Origin of the sequence: Seohaeicola sp. 4SK31, from assembly GCF_028802875.1 — a bacterium.
Classification (GTDB): domain Bacteria; phylum Pseudomonadota; class Alphaproteobacteria; order Rhodobacterales; family Rhodobacteraceae; genus Seohaeicola.
The window spans coordinates 1-16,616 of sequence record NZ_JARAMP010000033.1; the positions used below are offsets into that span (position 1 = coordinate 1).

General features: G+C 62.5%; 15 protein-coding genes and 1 pseudogene. 12 read left to right on the plus strand and 4 right to left on the minus strand.

The annotated features are described in order from the left end of the window. The 12 genes and pseudogenes from PVW27_RS19070 to PVW27_RS19125 form a co-directional block, all read left to right on the plus strand. On the plus strand, positions 1–353 hold a 353-nt coding region (locus PVW27_RS19070), incomplete at its 5' end, for a helix-turn-helix domain-containing protein (RefSeq protein WP_274560467.1). Between the two features lie 99 nt (positions 354–452). After that, the gene (locus PVW27_RS19075) at positions 453–3,404 is read left to right on the plus strand and encodes a xanthine dehydrogenase family protein molybdopterin-binding subunit (protein ID WP_274560469.1); all 2,952 of its coding nucleotides are present in this window, start codon (positions 453–455) and stop codon (positions 3,402–3,404) included. Continuing rightward, entirely contained in the window at positions 3,401–4,228 is an 828-nt protein-coding gene (locus tag PVW27_RS19080; protein ID WP_274560470.1) for an FAD binding domain-containing protein, read from the plus strand. Before PVW27_RS19075 ends, PVW27_RS19080 begins: the two co-directional genes overlap by 4 nt. Next, positions 4,216–4,725, plus strand: coding sequence for a (2Fe-2S)-binding protein (locus PVW27_RS19085; RefSeq protein ID WP_274560472.1), 510 nt, complete (start codon positions 4,216–4,218; stop codon positions 4,723–4,725). Before PVW27_RS19080 ends, PVW27_RS19085 begins: the two co-directional genes overlap by 13 nt. Continuing rightward, positions 4,718–6,253, plus strand: a complete 1,536-nt coding sequence (locus PVW27_RS19090; RefSeq protein ID WP_274560474.1) for an AMP-binding protein — start codon at positions 4,718–4,720, stop codon at positions 6,251–6,253. The genes PVW27_RS19085 and PVW27_RS19090 overlap by 8 nt, the downstream gene beginning before the upstream one ends. Positions 6,254–6,279: 26 nt before the next feature. Then, positions 6,280–7,083, plus strand: a complete 804-nt coding sequence (locus PVW27_RS19095) for an enoyl-CoA hydratase/isomerase family protein (protein WP_274560475.1) — start codon at positions 6,280–6,282, stop codon at positions 7,081–7,083. A 23-nt stretch (positions 7,084–7,106) separates the two neighbouring features. Then, positions 7,107–8,279, plus strand: coding sequence for an ABC transporter substrate-binding protein (locus tag PVW27_RS19100; RefSeq protein ID WP_274560477.1), 1,173 nt, complete (start codon positions 7,107–7,109; stop codon positions 8,277–8,279). Positions 8,280–8,299: 20 nt separating this feature from the next. After that, the gene (locus PVW27_RS19105) at positions 8,300–9,184 is read left to right on the plus strand and encodes a branched-chain amino acid ABC transporter permease (protein ID WP_274560479.1); all 885 of its coding nucleotides are present in this window, start codon (positions 8,300–8,302) and stop codon (positions 9,182–9,184) included. After that, complete coding sequence (locus PVW27_RS19110) at positions 9,177–10,205, plus strand: branched-chain amino acid ABC transporter permease (RefSeq protein ID WP_274560480.1); 1,029 nt, start codon at positions 9,177–9,179, stop codon at positions 10,203–10,205. Before PVW27_RS19105 ends, PVW27_RS19110 begins: the two co-directional genes overlap by 8 nt. After that, the gene (locus tag PVW27_RS19115) at positions 10,202–10,942 is read left to right on the plus strand and encodes an ABC transporter ATP-binding protein (RefSeq protein WP_012187080.1); all 741 of its coding nucleotides are present in this window, start codon (positions 10,202–10,204) and stop codon (positions 10,940–10,942) included. The genes PVW27_RS19110 and PVW27_RS19115 overlap by 4 nt, the downstream gene beginning before the upstream one ends. Positions 10,943–10,946: 4 nt before the next feature. Beyond that, positions 10,947–11,645 carry an ABC transporter ATP-binding protein gene (locus PVW27_RS19120; RefSeq protein WP_274560484.1) on the plus strand — a complete coding sequence of 233 codons (699 nt, stop codon included), beginning with the start codon at positions 10,947–10,949 and terminating at the stop codon, positions 11,643–11,645. A gap of 452 nt (positions 11,646–12,097) precedes the next feature. Next, positions 12,098–12,220 (plus strand): annotated as a pseudogene (locus tag PVW27_RS19125) (integrase core domain-containing protein); the annotation flags it as partial. Between the two features lie 184 nt (positions 12,221–12,404). Here PVW27_RS19125 and PVW27_RS19130 read toward each other — a convergent pair. From PVW27_RS19130 to PVW27_RS19145, 4 genes are all read right to left on the minus strand, one after another. Further along, the gene (locus PVW27_RS19130; protein ID WP_338019970.1) at positions 12,405–13,142 is read right to left on the minus strand and encodes a CpaF/VirB11 family protein; all 738 of its coding nucleotides are present in this window, start codon (positions 13,140–13,142) and stop codon (positions 12,405–12,407) included. A 104-nt stretch (positions 13,143–13,246) separates the two neighbouring features. Further along, a complete protein-coding gene (locus PVW27_RS19135; RefSeq protein WP_274560486.1) occupies positions 13,247–14,038 on the minus strand; it encodes a TniQ family protein in 792 nt (263 codons plus the stop codon). Further along, entirely contained in the window at positions 14,035–14,916 is an 882-nt protein-coding gene (locus PVW27_RS19140; RefSeq protein ID WP_274560487.1) for a TniB family NTP-binding protein, read from the minus strand. Before PVW27_RS19140 ends, PVW27_RS19135 begins: the two co-directional genes overlap by 4 nt. Position 14,917: 1 nt before the next feature. After that, on the minus strand, positions 14,918–16,552 hold the full coding sequence (locus PVW27_RS19145) for a Mu transposase C-terminal domain-containing protein (RefSeq protein ID WP_274560489.1): 1,635 nt from the start codon (positions 16,550–16,552) through the stop codon (positions 14,918–14,920). Between the last annotated feature and the right edge of the window lie 64 nt (positions 16,553–16,616).

The window sequence follows — 16,616 nt, forward strand, 5'->3', positions numbered from 1 at the left end:
TGGGCTCAGACCAGACTTTCGCGGCATCACGCCCGAACGTCTGCTCTACTTCTCTTCCAGATATCTCCCCCAGCACGCCACTTACCGCTGAAGAAATTGCGCCAGATTGTGGTAAAGGTCACAAACGCTCGACCGGCGTGACGCCACGGGTGTTTTCCAACATGATCCGGCTGGAGCGGGCGGTGAGCGCCGTCGTTTCGTCGGACCTCAGCTTCGGTGCGCTGTCCGATCAGCTGGGATTTACCGCGCAGGCGCATTTCACCCGATTCTTCCGCGATCATACAGGCGTGCCGCCCAGCAGCTTCCGGTCGATCTCGCGGCTTGGGGATACCTCTGATTTTTTCCGTATTTGAGACTCCTCGGTAAATTCTGCGACCCTTGGCAATCGGTTTCATCAATACCGCCCTCTAACGTCCTGCCACGCCGCTCTACGGTTTGGGAGGAGAGGACACATGCCAAAGGATGGGCTGCATCAGACGATGTTGCGGGTGGAAGACGCCCCGCTTCTGACCGGGCGCGGCCAGTTCTTTGACGATCTGCCGACGCCGCACGGAACCTTGCAGGCCGCGATCCTGCGCAGCCCCTATGCCCACGCAAGGATCACCGACATTTCGGCCGATGCCGCCCGCAGGCTCGCAGGCGTTCACGCCGTCCTGACAGGCGAGGATTACGCAAGCGTCGCATCGCCGCTGATGGTCGGGGTCAAGCTGCCCATCGAATGCTGGCCGATCGCACGCGACAAGGTGCGTTATGTAGGCGAGCCGGTCGCGGTGGTTCTGGCCGATGATCGCTACCTCGCCGAGGACGCGCTCGATCTCATCGAGGTCAGCTATGATACGCTCGTCCCCGTCATTGACCCGCTAAAGGCCCTCGCGGACGACGCGCCTGTGCTGCACGACGAGATGGGCGGCAATCTTGGCGCCGATCGCCGTTTTTCTTATGGCGACCCTGACTCCGCCTTTGCCGAGGCCGACCATGTCGTCGAGATTTCGGTGCGCTATCCACGCAATTCCTGCACGCCCATCGAAACCTACGGCGTGCTGACCCGCTGGGATCCGCACACGCGGTCCTATGACGTCACCTCGAATTTTCAGGGGCCGTTCTCGATCCATCCGGTGGTCGCGCGGGCGCTGAACGTGCCTGGCAACCGTTTGCGCCTGCGCACGCCCGAGGATTCCGGCGGCAGCTTCGGTATCAAGCAGGGCGTGTTTCCCTATATCGCGCTTCTGTCCGCCTGTGCGCGGCTGGCCGACCGTCCCGTCAAGTGGGTCGAGGACCGGCTCGAGCATCTGACCGCCTCGGTGTCTGCCACAAATCGCGCCATCACGCTGCGCGCAGCGGTTACGGCAAAGGGGCGCGTGACCGCGCTCGACTACGATCAGGTGGAGGATGTCGGCGCCTATCTGCGGGCGCCGGAGCCGGCGACGCTCTACCGCATGCACGGCAACCTCTGCGGTGCCTATGACATCGCCAACCTGCGGGTGCGCAACCGCATCGTGATGACGAACAAGACGCCGACGGGGCTGAACCGCGGGTTCGGCGGCCCGCAAATCTATTTCGCGCTGGAACGGCTGATGCAACGTATCGCCGTCGAGCTGGGTCTCGATCCGGTGGATGTTGCCCGCGACAACCTGATCCCCGGGGGTGCCTTTCCCTACCGCACCTCCAGCGGTGCCACCTACGATTCGGGCGATTATCAAACAGCCTTCGACACAGCGTTGAAGGACGGCCGATATGATGCGCTGTGCCAAAGGCGCGACGCGGCCCGCGCCGAGGGGCGGCTTTATGGTATCGGCCTGGCCGTGGCGGTGGAACCGTCGGTGTCGAACATGGGATACCTTTCGACCGCGCTAACGCCTGCGGAACGGGCCAAGGCGGGGCCGAAGAACGGCGCGCAATCCTGCGCGACCATCGCCATCGACCCGGTCGGCAGCATCACGGTGCAGATCGATTCCGTGCCCCAGGGCCAGGGCCACAAGACCGTCGCCGCCAGCATCGTCGCCGAACGGTTCGGGCTGGAGCCGGGCGCGATCACGGTCGTGGCCGCGATGGACACTGGCAAGGACGCCTGGTCCATCGCCGCCGGGAACTATTCCAGCCGCTTTGCCGCCGCCTCCGCCGGGGCGGTGCGCATCGCCGCCGACCGCCTGCGCGAGCGGATCGCCGCAATTGCCGCAAGCCAACTCAACGCGCGGCCCGAGGATATCGAATTCGGGAACGGCAAGGTTTTCATCGCGTCCAACCCGGAGGCCGCGCTCGCCTTTGCCCGCGTCGCCTCGACCGGGCACTGGGCCCCCGGAACGCTGCCCGAAGGCATCGCCGCGCCGATGCGCGAGACCGCGACCTGGACCGCGCCGGGACTGACCGCCCCGACCGAAGAGGACGGGATCAACTCATCGCTGTGCCACGCGTTCATCTTCGATTTCTGCGGGGTGGAGATCGACCCCGTGACCCATGAAGCCCGCGTCGACCACTACGTCACGATGCACGACTGCGGCACCATCCTGCACGAAGGCATGGTCGAGGGGCAGATCCGCGGTGCGTTCGCGCAGGCGGTCGGAGCGGCGCTTTACGAGGAATACGCCTATGACGACGACGGCGCGTTCTTGGCGGGTACCCTGGCCGATTACCCGGTGCCCACGGTGCATGAAATCCCTGACCTTGAGATATTGCATACCTGCACGCCTTCGCCGCTGACCCCGCTGGGGGCCAAGGGCGTGGGCGAGGGCAATTGCATGTCCACGCCGGTCTGCATCGCCAATGCCGTCGCCGATGCGCTGGCACCGGCCTGCGGCAATGTCGATGTCACCCTTCCGCTTTCGCCTGCGCGTATCGCGTCGTATCTGCCGGACGAACCCGCAGCACCTGAAGGTATTGCGCAGCCACGGCCCAGCGCCGGCAAGGGGCTGTCCGGTGAGGGCGAGGCGCGCGTCGGTGCCGCACCGCAGGAGATATGGGAGCTGCTGATGGACGCAGACCAACTCGCCGCGATCATCCCCGGCGCACATGGCGTCAAGCGCCTGTCGCCAACCCGCTTTCTGGCCGATGTCACGCTGGGCGTCGGGCCGGTCAAGGGGCGTTACCGGGTGCAGGTCGGGCTATCGGATCTGGACGCGCCCAAGAGCGCTACATTGACCGGCAAGGCCGGCGGCGCGCTTGGCACCGGCGAGGGGTCGGGCCGGGTCACGCTGACACCGGACGGATCGGGCGGCACGGTGATCGGCTACAGCTACGAGGCCGCCGTGGGCGGCAAGGTCGCATCCGTGGGTGGGCGGCTGCTGGACGGTGCTGCGAAAATCGTCATTGGCCAGTTTTTTGCCGCCCTCGGACGCAGGGCCGGAGACGCACCACAGCCCGACGGCATCATCGCTCGCATTCGCGGCTGGATCGGGGGGACGCGATGAAACCCGCCGCATTCGATTATGTCCGCTGCGAAACGCTCGATGAGGCCGCCGAGATGATCGCCCAGACCGGCGATGACGCCCGCATCCTTGCCGGGGGTCAGTCGCTGGTGGCGATGATGAACATGCGGCTTGCCACGCCGGCGGTCCTGGTCGACGTCATGCCGGCCCCGGACGCGCGGAAAGTCGCGGCGGAAAATGGCACGCTGAAAATCTCTGCCGCTGTCCGGCAGGCGAGCCTGTTGGGCGATCCCGACCTGGCCTCGCGCAACCCGCTGCTTGCGAAAATGCTGCCGTGGGTCGGCCACCCCCAGACCCGTGCGCGCGGCACCATCTGCGGCTCGGTAGCCCATGCCGATCCTTCCGCCGAGATTCCGCTGGCGCTGGCCGCGCTGGACGGCACGGTGATCCTGCGGCGCGGGCGGAAGTGGCGCAGCGTGAAGGCGACCGATTTCTTCCTCGGTATGATGCTGACCGACAAGGCCGATGACGAAATGATCGAGGCGGTGACTTTTGCCGATGTCCAGCAAGGCACCGGCACGGGGTTTGCCGAGGTCGGCCGCCGCAAGGGAGATTTCGCCATCGTCGCCTGCGCCGCGTTGGTTTCGCCCAAGCGCGTCCGCCTTGCCGTCGGCGGCGTCAACGACACGCCGTTTGTCAAGGACTGGGACAACCTCGCGCCCAAGGACGAAGCCGAGGCGCTCAACGCGCTCGCCTGGTCGCTCGATGCGCGGGGCGACCTGCATGCAACCGCCCGCTATCGCCGCGATCTGGTGCGCCATCTGGGCGGGCAGGCACTCAAGGAGGCCCGCAAATGCGCCGTTTGACCGCCACCGAAAGGCACCCCATCCGCTTTACGTTGAATGGCAAGCCTGCCGAGGGAACAGCCCACCCGCGCATGTTGCTCAGCGATTTCCTGCGTGGCGTCCAGGGCGCGACAGGCACCCATGTCGGTTGCGAACATGGCGTCTGCGGCGCCTGCACCGTTCGGATCGACGGCGCGATGGCACGCAGTTGCCTGACATTCGCGGTCCAGATCGAAGGCGCCGAGATCGACACGGTCGAAGCCCTGGCCCCCGCCCCCGCCAGATTGTCCGTCCTGCAAGACGCCTTTCGCAATCATCACGCGCTGCAATGCGGCTTCTGCACCGCCGGAATCCTGATGTCGCTCGACACCTTGCTCGCAACCGAACCGCAAGCCGACGAGGGACGCATCCGTGACGTGCTGTCGGGGCATCTGTGTCGCTGTACCGGATACCAACCGATCGTCGCTGCCGCACTGGACGCAGCACAAACCCTCAGGGAGGAGACAGACAATGCTTGACCTAGGTCGTTCCTTGATCGCAAGTGCTGCCCGCGATCCGGATGCGCTGGCCATTGTCGATGGCGATGTACGTCTGAGTTATGCCGATTGGCTGCGCCAGATTTCGGCGCTTGTCCAAGGGCTTGCGGACATGGGACTGCGCCATGGCGACCGGTTGGTGACGGCTATGCAGAACAACCATGCCGCCGCGAGCATCCACTGGGCCTGCCAAATGGCCGGCATCACGATCGTTCCGGTGAACTGGCGGGCGACAGCCGACGAAGTCACATTCTTTACCGAAAACAGTGGCGCCCGCGCCATTGCCTGTGACGGATCGAGCGTGGATGCCGTGCTTGCGGCAGCAACAGATCTGCCGTGCCTGACATATAAAACCGATGTCGACGGCGCGGTCAGGTTCGAGGATGTCGTCGCCGGTTCGGCACCGGACGCAAGCCCAATGGCCAGCGCCGACGATTGGTCCATCATGCTCTATACCAGCGGCACCACCGCCCGGCCCAAAGGCGTGCCGCGCCGCCACCGTGCCGAACGGGCGGGGGCATTGGCGCATGTGGCGCAGAACCTGATGCCGATGAACGACGCGACGCTGGGGGTCATGCCGCTTTATCATACCATGGGGGTGCGTTCCCTTCTGGCGATGACATTGCTGAACGGCACCTTCGTCTGCCTGCCCCAGTTCAACTGTGCCGATGCGCTGGGGCTGATCGTCGATGAACGGATCGGAAGCCTGTATCTGGTTCCGACGCTCTATCACGACCTGCTCGAACACCCCGACTTTGCGTCAACGGACCTTTCCGCTGTCAAACGTCTGGGGTTTGCGGGGGCGTCGATGACGGACGGGTTGCTCAGACGGGTGCAGGCGGCGTTTCAACCGAAGCTTTTCGTTAACCATTACGGTTCATCCGAGATCTACACCTTCTCGATCGAACAGGACGCCGTGTCCAAACCCGGCTCGGCGGGCAAGGCGGGACTCAATCAGGATTTGCGTGTCGTCAGGATGGGCGCGGGCGATCCCGCTGCCGTGTTGGCACAGGGCGAAGAAGGCGAAATCATCGCGACCCTCGCCGGGGACGAAGCCTTTGAAGGCTACTGGCAACGCCCGGACGCGAACGCAAAATCGCTTCGCGATGGATGGTACTTTACCGGCGATTGCGGGCATTTCGACGCCGAGGGCGATCTCTTCGTGACGGGCCGAGTCGACGACATGATCATCACCGGTGGCGAGAACGTCTCGCCCGTTGAGGTGGAAAGCTGCCTGTCGATGCACCCGGCGGTCGAGGATTGCGCCGCCGTGGGTCTGCCCGATGAACGCTGGGGCAAGATCGTCACCGCCTTTGTGAAACGCCGCCACGCCGTAAGCACCGAAGAGCTGGACGCGCATTGCCGCGACTCGGCATTGGCCAACTTCAAACGGCCCCGCCGGATCATTTTCGTGTCCGAGCTTCCCAAGTCGCCGGTTGGCAAATTGCTGCGCCGGGAACTGGTGGCCGGAAATTACACCCCCGAACCCGAAGAGACCGCGGCCGGATAAGGCCGCCTGCAAGGAGAAGACGACCCATGACAAACCCCTATTCCGACCGACCGCTGCTGTCCAAACTCGACGGATTCCGCATCGAGGTGGACGCCGAAGCCGAACGCGGCGACATCGTTCTGGATCGCGCCCCGATGAACGTGATCTCGATGGATCAGCGCGATCAACTGCGCGCGGCGTTCGAGGCGCTCGATGCCGATGACGCGGTGCGGGTCATCGTGCTGCGGGCGGAGGGTGAGCATTTTTCATCGGGTGGCTATATTCACGGCTTCCTCGATGCATCGCCTGAACATGTCAGCCATCTGGCCGAAAATGTCGCGGCCCCCTGGCGCTGCGCCAAGCCAGTGATCGCGGCGAACAAGGGCTACACGTTCGGCGTCGGTTTCGAAATCTCGCTGGCCTGCGATTTCCGCATCGCCGCCAAATCCACCTTCTATGCGCTGCCCGAGCAAAAGCTCGGCCAGATCCCCGGCTCGGGCGGGTCGGCGCGGCTTCAGGCACTGATCGGGCTGGCGCGCACCAAGGACGTCGTCATGCGCTCGCGCCGCATCTCGGGCCAGCAGGCTTTTGATTGGGGCATCGCGGTCGAGGTGGTCGAGGATGACCAGTTGGAGGAAACGACCGCCAAGCTGGTGAACGAGCTGCGCAGCTTTTCTCCGATGGCGCAACGCACCGCAAAGAAGCTGCTCAACGACAGCGAGAACGCGACTGTGGCAACCGGCATCGAACTCGAAGGCCATTGCTATAGCCGCCTTCGCCAATCCGAAGATTTTGCCGAAGGCGTCAAAGCCTTTCACGAAAAGCGCAAACCGACATTCGTCGGCCGCTGAACAACCTTAAGGGAGGAACATCAATGTCTATCAAAGGTTATTTGCAGATTGCCGCTGTCGCGGCACTTGTCGCGGGGTCGGCTTCGGCCCAGGAAGGGCCGATCCGTGTCGGCGTGGTAACGCCAATTTCGGGTACCTATGCCGGTATCGGCCAGCAGGTCAGCTGGGGGCTCGATCTCGCAGCGGAGGAGATCAACGCGTCGGGTGGCATTATGGGCCGCCAGATCGAACTGATCTACGAGGACAGCGAGGCCAACCCGGCCGTCGCCGTGCAGAAGGCCGAAAAGCTGATGACCGCGGAGGATGTCGATTTTCTGACCGGCACAGTCAACTCCGGCGCTACTCTTGCGGTTGGCCAGGTGGCCGAGCGCGCAGGCAAGCTGCTGGCAACGACGGTATCGTTCTCCGACGCCATCACAGGTGAGAAATGTTCGCCCAACGTGTTTCGCGTGAACGCGCGGGCAGGCCAGCAATCGGCCGCGCTCGCCGCTTGGGTGAAGAATGAAAAACCGGGCGCCAAGGTGTTCTACCTCGGCCCGGATTACGAAATGGGCCGCTCGACCGTGGCGGCGTTCAAGAGCAACGCCGAACTGGTCGGCGCGAAATCGACGGGCGAGGTTTTCGCGCCGCTCGATTCAAAGGACTACAGCCAGTATTTCGGCCGTATCCGCGCGGCCCAGCCCGAGGTGCTCTATACGTCGGTCGCCGGCAACGACACCGTGCGCCTGTTCACGCAGATGCAGGATTTCGGCGTACGTGACGGGCTGACCATCCTTGGCGCGTCGGGCACCGTGACCAGCCAGAACATCGGCGCGATCGGGGCCGCCGCCGAAGGGTTCATCACTGGGGTCGGCTATTCGACCCTGATCGACAGCCCGGAAAACAAAGCCTTCGTCGAGGCGTTCAACGCCCGCAACGGAGCCGATCCCGATCTTTACGGCGCCGACAGCTATGGCCTGCTCTTTGCCTACAAGAAGGCGGTCGAAGCGGCGGGTGGCACTGGCACTGACGAGGTGCGCGCAGCCTTGGAAGGGCTCGAGTGGGACACGCCCCAAGGCGTCAAGACGATCCGTCCAGGCGACCATCAGGCGATCCAGCCAATGTACGCGGTGCAAATCAAGGACGGCGCGTTCACCATCGCCAACACCATCGACGGCGACGCCGCCATCGGCCCGGACACATGTGAACGCTTCTAGGCAAACCGCGGAGAGAGCAAATGGCAGAGTATCTGCATTTCGTTCTGGCTCCGCAGATGCTCAACGGCCTGGCGCTCGGGGTCTCCGTGATCCTCGTGGCGCTGGGTCTGACGATCATCTTCGGTTTGCTGGATGTCATCAACATGAGCCACGGCGAATTCTACGCCGTGGGGGCCTATGGCGCGCTGGCGCTGGCCGCCTTCGGCGTCAACTACTGGGTGCTGATGGCGATGGTTCCGCTGATGATGATCCCACTGGGGATCGTCACGGAACGCTACCTGATCCGGCGCGTCTATGACGGCACGGACCGGCATGTCTCGACCCTGCTGCTGACCTTCGGTCTGGGGCTGATTGCCGAGGATGTGCTGAAGATCATCTTCGGGCCAAACACGCAGCGGCCCGAAAACCCACTGCCCGGTGCAACCGACCTGATGGGCATCTTCATTCCCACCTACCGCCTGTTCCTGATCGCCATCGGCGCCGCCGTCATCCTTGCCGTGGCGTTCGTCGTCTACCGCACACGGCTCGGTGCGATTGTGCGCGCGGCCTCTTTCGACCGCAACATGGCGGCCAGCCTCGGGGTGCGCGTCGGCTGGGTCTATTCCGGCGCATTCGCCTTTGGCGTGGCGCTGGCGGGTCTGGCGGGCGTGCTGCTGGCGCCGATCTATTCGGTGTTCCCGACCATGGGACGCGATTTCATCTTGATCGCCTTCACGGTCGTGATCGTCGGCGGCATGGGGTCGATCTGGGGCGCTGTGGTCGCGGGGATCGTGCTGACGCAGATTCAGGCGATTTCTAGCCTCGTCATCTCACCCGTCTGGTCCGAACCCATCGTGTTCGGTGTCATGGTGCTGGTGCTGATGTTCCGCCCGCAGGGCCTGTTCGGGAGGATCGGCCATGCATGACCGTCTGGATATTTCGATGCGGGCCAACCACATCTTCTTTGCCGCCCTTCTGGGCATCGTCGCAATCGGCATCGTCTTTGCCGCCGCGACTGGCGACGTGTTCTATCTGCGCCTTGCCACCGAAGCGCTGATCCTCGGCGGGCTGGCCCTGTCGGTGGACATCCTGCTGGGGTTTGGGGGGCTGCTCAGCCTCGGACAGGCGCTCTATTTCGGGATCGGGGCCTATGTCTCGGCGCTGGTGCTGCGCGATGTGCCGTCGTTCTGGCTGGCGCTTGGCACAGCTACCCTTGCGTCGCTGGTCGCGGGCATCGTCGGCGGGCTGATCGCCAACCGGGTGCGCGGCGTCTATTTCGCGCTTATCACCTTCGGCATGGCCCAGGTGGTCGCCAAGATCGTCTACAACACCCGCGAATTGGGCGCGTCCGACGGTTTGATCGGCGTGCCCGTGCTTGAAATTCCGCTCGGGGTGGCAACGATCTCTGCCGGCGATCCGGTCGCGTTCTTCCTGCTGACGCTGGCAGTCCTCACGGTCCTCTACGGCGCGGTCGCCTATCTTCTGACCACGCCGTTCGGTCGTCTGGTCATCGCCAACAAGGCCAATGAAAAGCGCGTTCCGTTTCTGGGCTATTCGACATGGTGGCCGCGGATGGTGTCCTATGTGGTGGCGGCGCTGGTCGCGGGCATTTCCGGCGCGCTCTACCCAATGCTGCGCGGCTTTGTGTCGCCCGAACTGATGTTCTTTGCCACCTCGGGCAACGCGGTCATCATGGTCATCCTCGGCGGGGTCGGAACACTGGCGGGTGCGCTTTACGGCGCGATGATCCTGACCTTCCTCAAGTCCGTCGTCGGCAGCTACACCGAGCACCACCTGATCGCCATTGGCCTGATCTTCATCTGCGCGATCCTGTTCCTGCCCAAGGGGCTGATCGGATTGATCAAACCCCGGCTCGAAACCCGCCTGCGCGACAGTGAACTGCGCAGAGCGCCGAACGCAGAAACGTCAAAGGGGGCCACGTCATGACGCCGATCCTGCAAACCGACCGCCTGGGCATCTCCTTTGGCGGGTTGAGGGCCGTCGATGCCATCTCCTTCGATGCTCTGCCAAATCAGATCACAACCGTGATCGGGCCAAACGGCGCGGGCAAGACGACGCTGTTCAACCTGATTTCCGGTGCGCTGAAGCCGGGCAGTGGCAGTGTCAATCTGGATGGCCGTGACGTGACACGCGCCGGTCCGGCCGAACTGCAACGCGCCGGCCTCGCGCGGTCGTTCCAGATCACCAACCTGTTCTTCGACATGACCGTGCGCGAGAACCTCAGGCTTGCCACGCAGGTGCTTGAGCCTGCCTCGCACCTGATGCGTCCGCTGCGCCGCACGGGGCGCGCGGCAAACAAGGTCGACGAGTTGATCGCCCGTTTCGAATTGCACGACAAGGTCCACGAACAGGTCGGTTATCTCAGCCATGGCGAACAACGCCGGCTGGAGATCGCGATGTGCCTCGCGTGCGAACCCAAGGTGCTGATGCTGGACGAGCCGACCCAGGGCATGAGCCACGCTGACACCGAGGAGACCGAGGCGCTGATCCGCGGCCTGACGGATCACGTTTCGATCCTGCTGATCGAACACGACATCGGGATCGTCATGGCGGTGTCTGACCACGTCATCGTCATGCACCAGGGCCAGAAGATCGCCGATGGCACACCAACCGAGGTGCGCGCGAATCCCGCCGTCCAGGCGGCCTATTTCGGACATGGATAAGCCAATGCTGAGCATCGAAAACCTTCACAGCCACTATGGCCTCAGCCACGTGATACAGGGCGTCTCGCTCGACGTCGGGCGCGGCGAAATCCTGGGCGTGTTCGGACGCAACGGTGTCGGTAAGACCACGTTGCTCAAGAACATCGCGGGTTGGGTCAAACCCAGCTCCGGCTCCATCAGAATGGACGGAAAACAGATCGGCGGCGACGAGCCGGATGCGATCAACCGCGCCGGTCTTGCCATCGTGCCCGAGGACCGACGCATCTTTCCAGGCCTCACGGTGCAGGAAAACCTCGAACTGGGGCTTTTGGGGCTGAAAGGCCCGAAACCGCGCTCGAAACTCGATCCGGTGCTTGAACGCTTTCCGCGCCTGGCCGAACGCACGCAGCAACCTGCGACCACCCTGTCAGGCGGCGAACAGCAGATGCTTGCCATGGCGCGGATCATGGTGGCTGAGCCCCGAGCGGTGCTGATCGACGAGCCGTCTGAGGGGCTGGCCCCGATGATCGTCGCTGAGATTTTCGCGATCCTGCGCGAGATGAAAGACACGGGCTGCGCGATCGTGCTGGTCGAACAGAACATCCACGAGGCACTGTCGATCTGTGACCGCTTCGTGTTGGTCGAACGCGGCGCCATCGTCTTTGAGGGCAACGCCGGGGACAAGGTCGCAGAGGAAGAGCTCCTTCAGCGACTTTCGGTCTGATCTGCCCCGTCGGCTCCGAACGCTTCAATCACCTCCCGCACAGCGTTCAGCAGCTATCGGTCGCGCCGGGCGATTTTTGGGTCGGGGAAATGACCAATAGGACGACGGATGCTGCGGTAGACCTGAATGCCGGATTTGCTTGGGTTCCTGCACCCGAAGCCGAAGCCGTGCAGTTTTTCGGTGTATGGACAGCTGATGAAATCCGACACGACGGTCAAACCTTCCTCTAACACTGGACCTTCACACGCTATGTCTCCGTCGGCACCGATGACATACCGCGCGCGCGAAGCAATTCACTCGGCGTTCCTGCCTGCTCTCGGGTACGAGAGGAGGAAGATTCGGAGGGCTTGAGCTACGCGCTTCACGAGCGTGCGGGCCAGCCTGCCGTTTTCCCCGACTTCTAGGTCAAACCGCCCTTCGACCGATGCCCGGCATTGACCGACGTCAGCGCGATGATCGCGTTCCGCGACGCCTACAACCACCAACGCCCGCACACGAGCCTCGACGGGCTCACTCCGTGGGAGCATCACCAACAGTCAATGAAGCACCATAACCTGAACAGAGCTAACTTATAAACGCGGACTCCAAGGGGAGCAGGTCAGAAGCGATGCTGCGTCAGCGAAGTTTGAAAATACAATGTCGAGATAGTCCCGCGTTGCGTGAGTTCGTCCACCGTGCCGCGAAGGTCTCCTGTCGAGCGCCATCTACAATTGGTGGAACGCCCCAGCCGTTTTCGAAGCGTCGAACACCAAGTGTCTGTTAGCCTGTATCATTCCCCGGAAAATACAGCTCCGTGATTCCGCGCCGACCGTCGGTGCGCCCGAGCTGCACGATCACATCGATGGACCGCGCGATGTAGTCCTTCACTTCTGCGAAGGTCAGCGGCGTTCCGGCTTGGAGGACCATGATTGCCAGCCGGTCGATGGCCAACCTGGCGGTTTCGGCATGGAGTGTGGAGATAGAGCCGCCATGGCCGGTGTTGATGGCTTCGAGATAGGTGATCGCCTCGCGTCCGCGAAGCTCGCCCACGATGATCCGATCCGGTCGCATCCGCAGGGACGCGGCCAGCAAAGTGTCGGTTGTGCGCGGCGAGTCCTTGTCACGCTCCGACAGCAGACACACGGCGTTGGGCTGCGGCGGGAACAACTCGAACGCGTCTTCGATCGTGACCAGACGCTCATCGGCCCCGACGAAGCTAAGCAGATGCCGGGCAAAGGTCGTCTTGCCGGTCGAAGTTCCGCCACTGACCAGGATGTTGAGGCGCAGTTCGATCGGGCGCTGCAGCGCGGTGTTCAAATCCTTTTCCGCGATCTTGCGAACTTCGGCCATTTTCTCGCGCCGGAGATCGTCAAGGGATACCGCCTCGCCGAAAAGGTATTCCGCCTTGTAGTCCGGGATGCCTTTCGTCGGAAACAGCCGGATCGACAGCGCCGCTCCGTGCTCGACGCTTTGAATCGAAACTTCGCCCCCAGGCGACCAGTGCTTCTTCGAATTCACAACTATCCCTCCTGAATTTTCCAGTTTCAGGATAGTTCCGCCACACAGATTGAGGCAGAGCCCTTAAATCTGAGACACGACGCGTTCGGGGATATTTTTTGCCCTTAATTATGAGATTCGACTGCCATCGCGCCTATGCTTTTCGCGCGCTGCCGGGCGATGTGATCGACCGCGGCAAGCAGACGTGGCTCCTTATCGAAGGCGCGCAATAGAGCAACCCTTGCATAGTCGTCGATGCCGGAGCTTGAGATGGCCGCTTTGACCAGTGGACGGGATTGGGCTGCATCAATGGCAGCAAGGCCGAACAGCCTCACTTCTGGTCTGTGGCTCTGAAGAGCGTATGCCGGATCTCCGCAGAAGGCCTTTAATGATATGGCAAAGGTGACCGCGCGCATTGCGCGCCGAAGTTGCTTGAGACTGCGCAATCGCGCGGCGTATTCAAGCCGCGCGGCGCCGTTGCGCGCACGATTTATCAGCTTTTCGGGCATCTGTTCGCCACTGGCCTTGCCGAGCGTTGGCACAAGTCTCGTCCCACAAACCTGGCAGTCGAATGCCCAGGCTCGCCTCCAATGCTTGAGCGAAAGTCCCTCTCTGGAGCATTGCAGGCAATGCTGGAATGGCATCTGGGCCGTCAGCGAGGCTTCTCGTGGCGTCATTGCTGGAAAGGTCAAAGATCGCACGACGTCTGGGGCGACACGTGCAGCGCTGGCAATCTTCTCTGCCGCCGCCGCGTCGATGTTGAAGTCCAAGGCGGTGCCATGCGCGGTATCGATCTTGATATGAGCCAGCAGTTCGGCGTCATCACAGTAGTTGGCCGCAGCCAACCGAGACAACCAACCTGACAACAACTCGTCTGGCAGCGGCGCGACAGTTTTTGGCAGCGGGTGCGGCGTCACACCCCGGACTTCTCGAGCCGCCGATTGGCGTTCGCATGGCGCGACCAAACCGGCGTCCATTTTGCGATTGCGTCATCGGTGATGCATTCATCACCTGTGACAATGGCGTCGATGGAAAGATCCTTGATCAGGGCGAAGATGCGCGAGGTCACCCCGCCGGTCAGCGCAAGTATCTGCTTGAGCGACTTGACCCTCAGATTGGATTTCTTCTCGAGGGGCATTGCCGCGATGAGTGTCTGGATCATGTCCGAGAACTCGGCATCGTCGCGCCAGTTTGGCAGATGATGTTCGTCCAGCCGCCTGGCAAGCTGGATATCACCACGGATAGCATCGACGGCCTCACTGACCCCGAGGCAGACCAGCGACACTTCGAGTTCATTGCTGAGATACCGTAGAACATTGAGAAAGCGGCGCTGTTCGCGGTGGGTCCCGGCCAAGAGATTGTGAACCTCGTCGATCATAATCATCCGCAGGCCAAGATCGCGCAAAAGCGCGACGACACGGACTTCGAGGGAGGCCACATTTTGAGCGCGTGCGCCCAGTGCCGTGGCCGGTGCCCCGACGGACGCCAGGATGTGCAGATAGAACCGCCGTTCGTCGGGAGCTGGCGGTGCTTGTAACAGCAAGAGCGGCGTTCGCGTAATTCCCGATGCTGGGTCATATTCCGGTGCATATTTGCGCGACAGGTTGCGGGCGATCATCGTCTTTCCGATCCCCGACGCACCATGTACAAGAAGCCCAGGCATACGGGTTTGCCTTGGCGCTTCGATCATTCCCTGCAAACGGTCCAACACCTGTTCGGCCCGCGGAAAGCCGATCCAGATATCCGATTGAATGAGGGCGATCCGACCGTCTTCCTCAGTTGTCTTTGCCCTCAATTCACCATCTCTCCACCTTGAACAATGGGCGCGATGTATCACCCGTATCGATCGCGCGCAGCCCTTCGGTTGTCGCGACAGCCGAATTGGCTACCTCCAATGTCCCTTTTCTTTCGCGAGATCGGCGTTCTGCCTTCGTCAGGCCCCGGCTCTCAGCCTCGATTTGGCGTTGCCGTCGGATCAACTCAGCCAGGACCAGTTCATTGGACCCAGACTTGCCAAGGGCACGGGCCTTCCTCGTCGCATCGCGATACTCCCAGAGTGACACGGGCGGAATTTCCAGGTTTCTGTACCGCGCCTCAACATATCGGCCATCGTCCAGTTCGACCCAGATCACCGAGAGGTCGCGAGGGTCGTAGCGGACGACCACCTTTCCATCCCCGCGCCCGATGTGGCCTGCAAGCGCATCGGACCAGTACCGTATCTGGAACAGATGGATGCCGTCACGCCTGACCTTGCGCAGTTCACTTGGCAGAAAGCTCACCCGAAAGGCTTCCATCTCGAAGGGGATATCGCCCATCATTTGCTCTGAGAGCGCCTCCCATTTGGCAACGGGCGTGCAGCCAATACTTGAATGAATGCTGTTGTTGTAGCGGCAGATTTCCAGAGCAAACCAGCGATCGAAGTCGCTTAAGGTCATCGTGGCCATGCCCTCGGCGTCATAGTCGCCCTTGGCCACGACCGAGGATTGCGTTGTTCCAGGCAACAGGTGCACTGCCCCCATCATCGTCCCGATCAACCGTTCGATGTGCCCTCCGAAGTGAGGACATCCCGGCGGCCGATAGACCAGATCGATCCCCCATTCCGCACATGCCGACCGAAAGGCATGCGACCGGAAATCGCGCCCGTTATCGACGTGGATGCTATGCGGTTTACCCTGCGCGGGCCAAGGAACATTGCACACCAATTCCGCCAGAAGTTCCGCTTTGGGGGCCACAGCCTGTGTCAGGCAAAGCGCCACCGACAGACGCGAAGGTGCCTCGAGAGAGGTGTAATATCCGGTCACCATCCGCGTTGCGACGTCGATCGCCAGCGTGACCCAAGGCCGCCCAATTGGTTGGCGCTCAAAACTGTCGACAAGGATGATGTCCGCAGGCGTATGGTCGATTTGCACGATCTCGAGAGGCTGACTGGCCTTGTTCTCACCTGTGACCGGCGCAAATTTCTGGCGGGCCGCCTTTGCGCCGTCTCGTGCCTTCGCAACTTCGCGGGCATCCATCGCATCCAGACGACGCTGAACCGTCCGTCGTGTCGGGGGCTGCAAGCCCTGTTGCCAGCACGTGCTGCGGATTTCTGTCACGACGCGCGACAGGCTCGAACGCTCCCGGCTCAAGAAATATCTGCGAAGATGCTCTTCGATCACCGCTTCGACCTTACTGGATATCAAAGTCGTACCGGTCGGGCGGCCGCGTTTCCGCAGAGCCAGGGCGCTGGTACGCCCACCCTCTTCCGCCAGCCGCTTTATCCAGCGCCAGACCGTCGCCCTGCTGACACCAAGCTCCCAAACGGCGTCATTGATGCCACTTTCCAGACTGCCAGTTCCTTTGAGATTTGCCTGAACAAGCGGACGCAGAACGGCCGCCCTGCGCGCCTCCTCAGCACCAGCGGCAACGGAGTCTTCGCGATCATCATCCATCAATATTTGCCACACGAAGCTGCGAACCCTGTCTCAGCTTTAAGGGCAAAAATATCGGAATTAA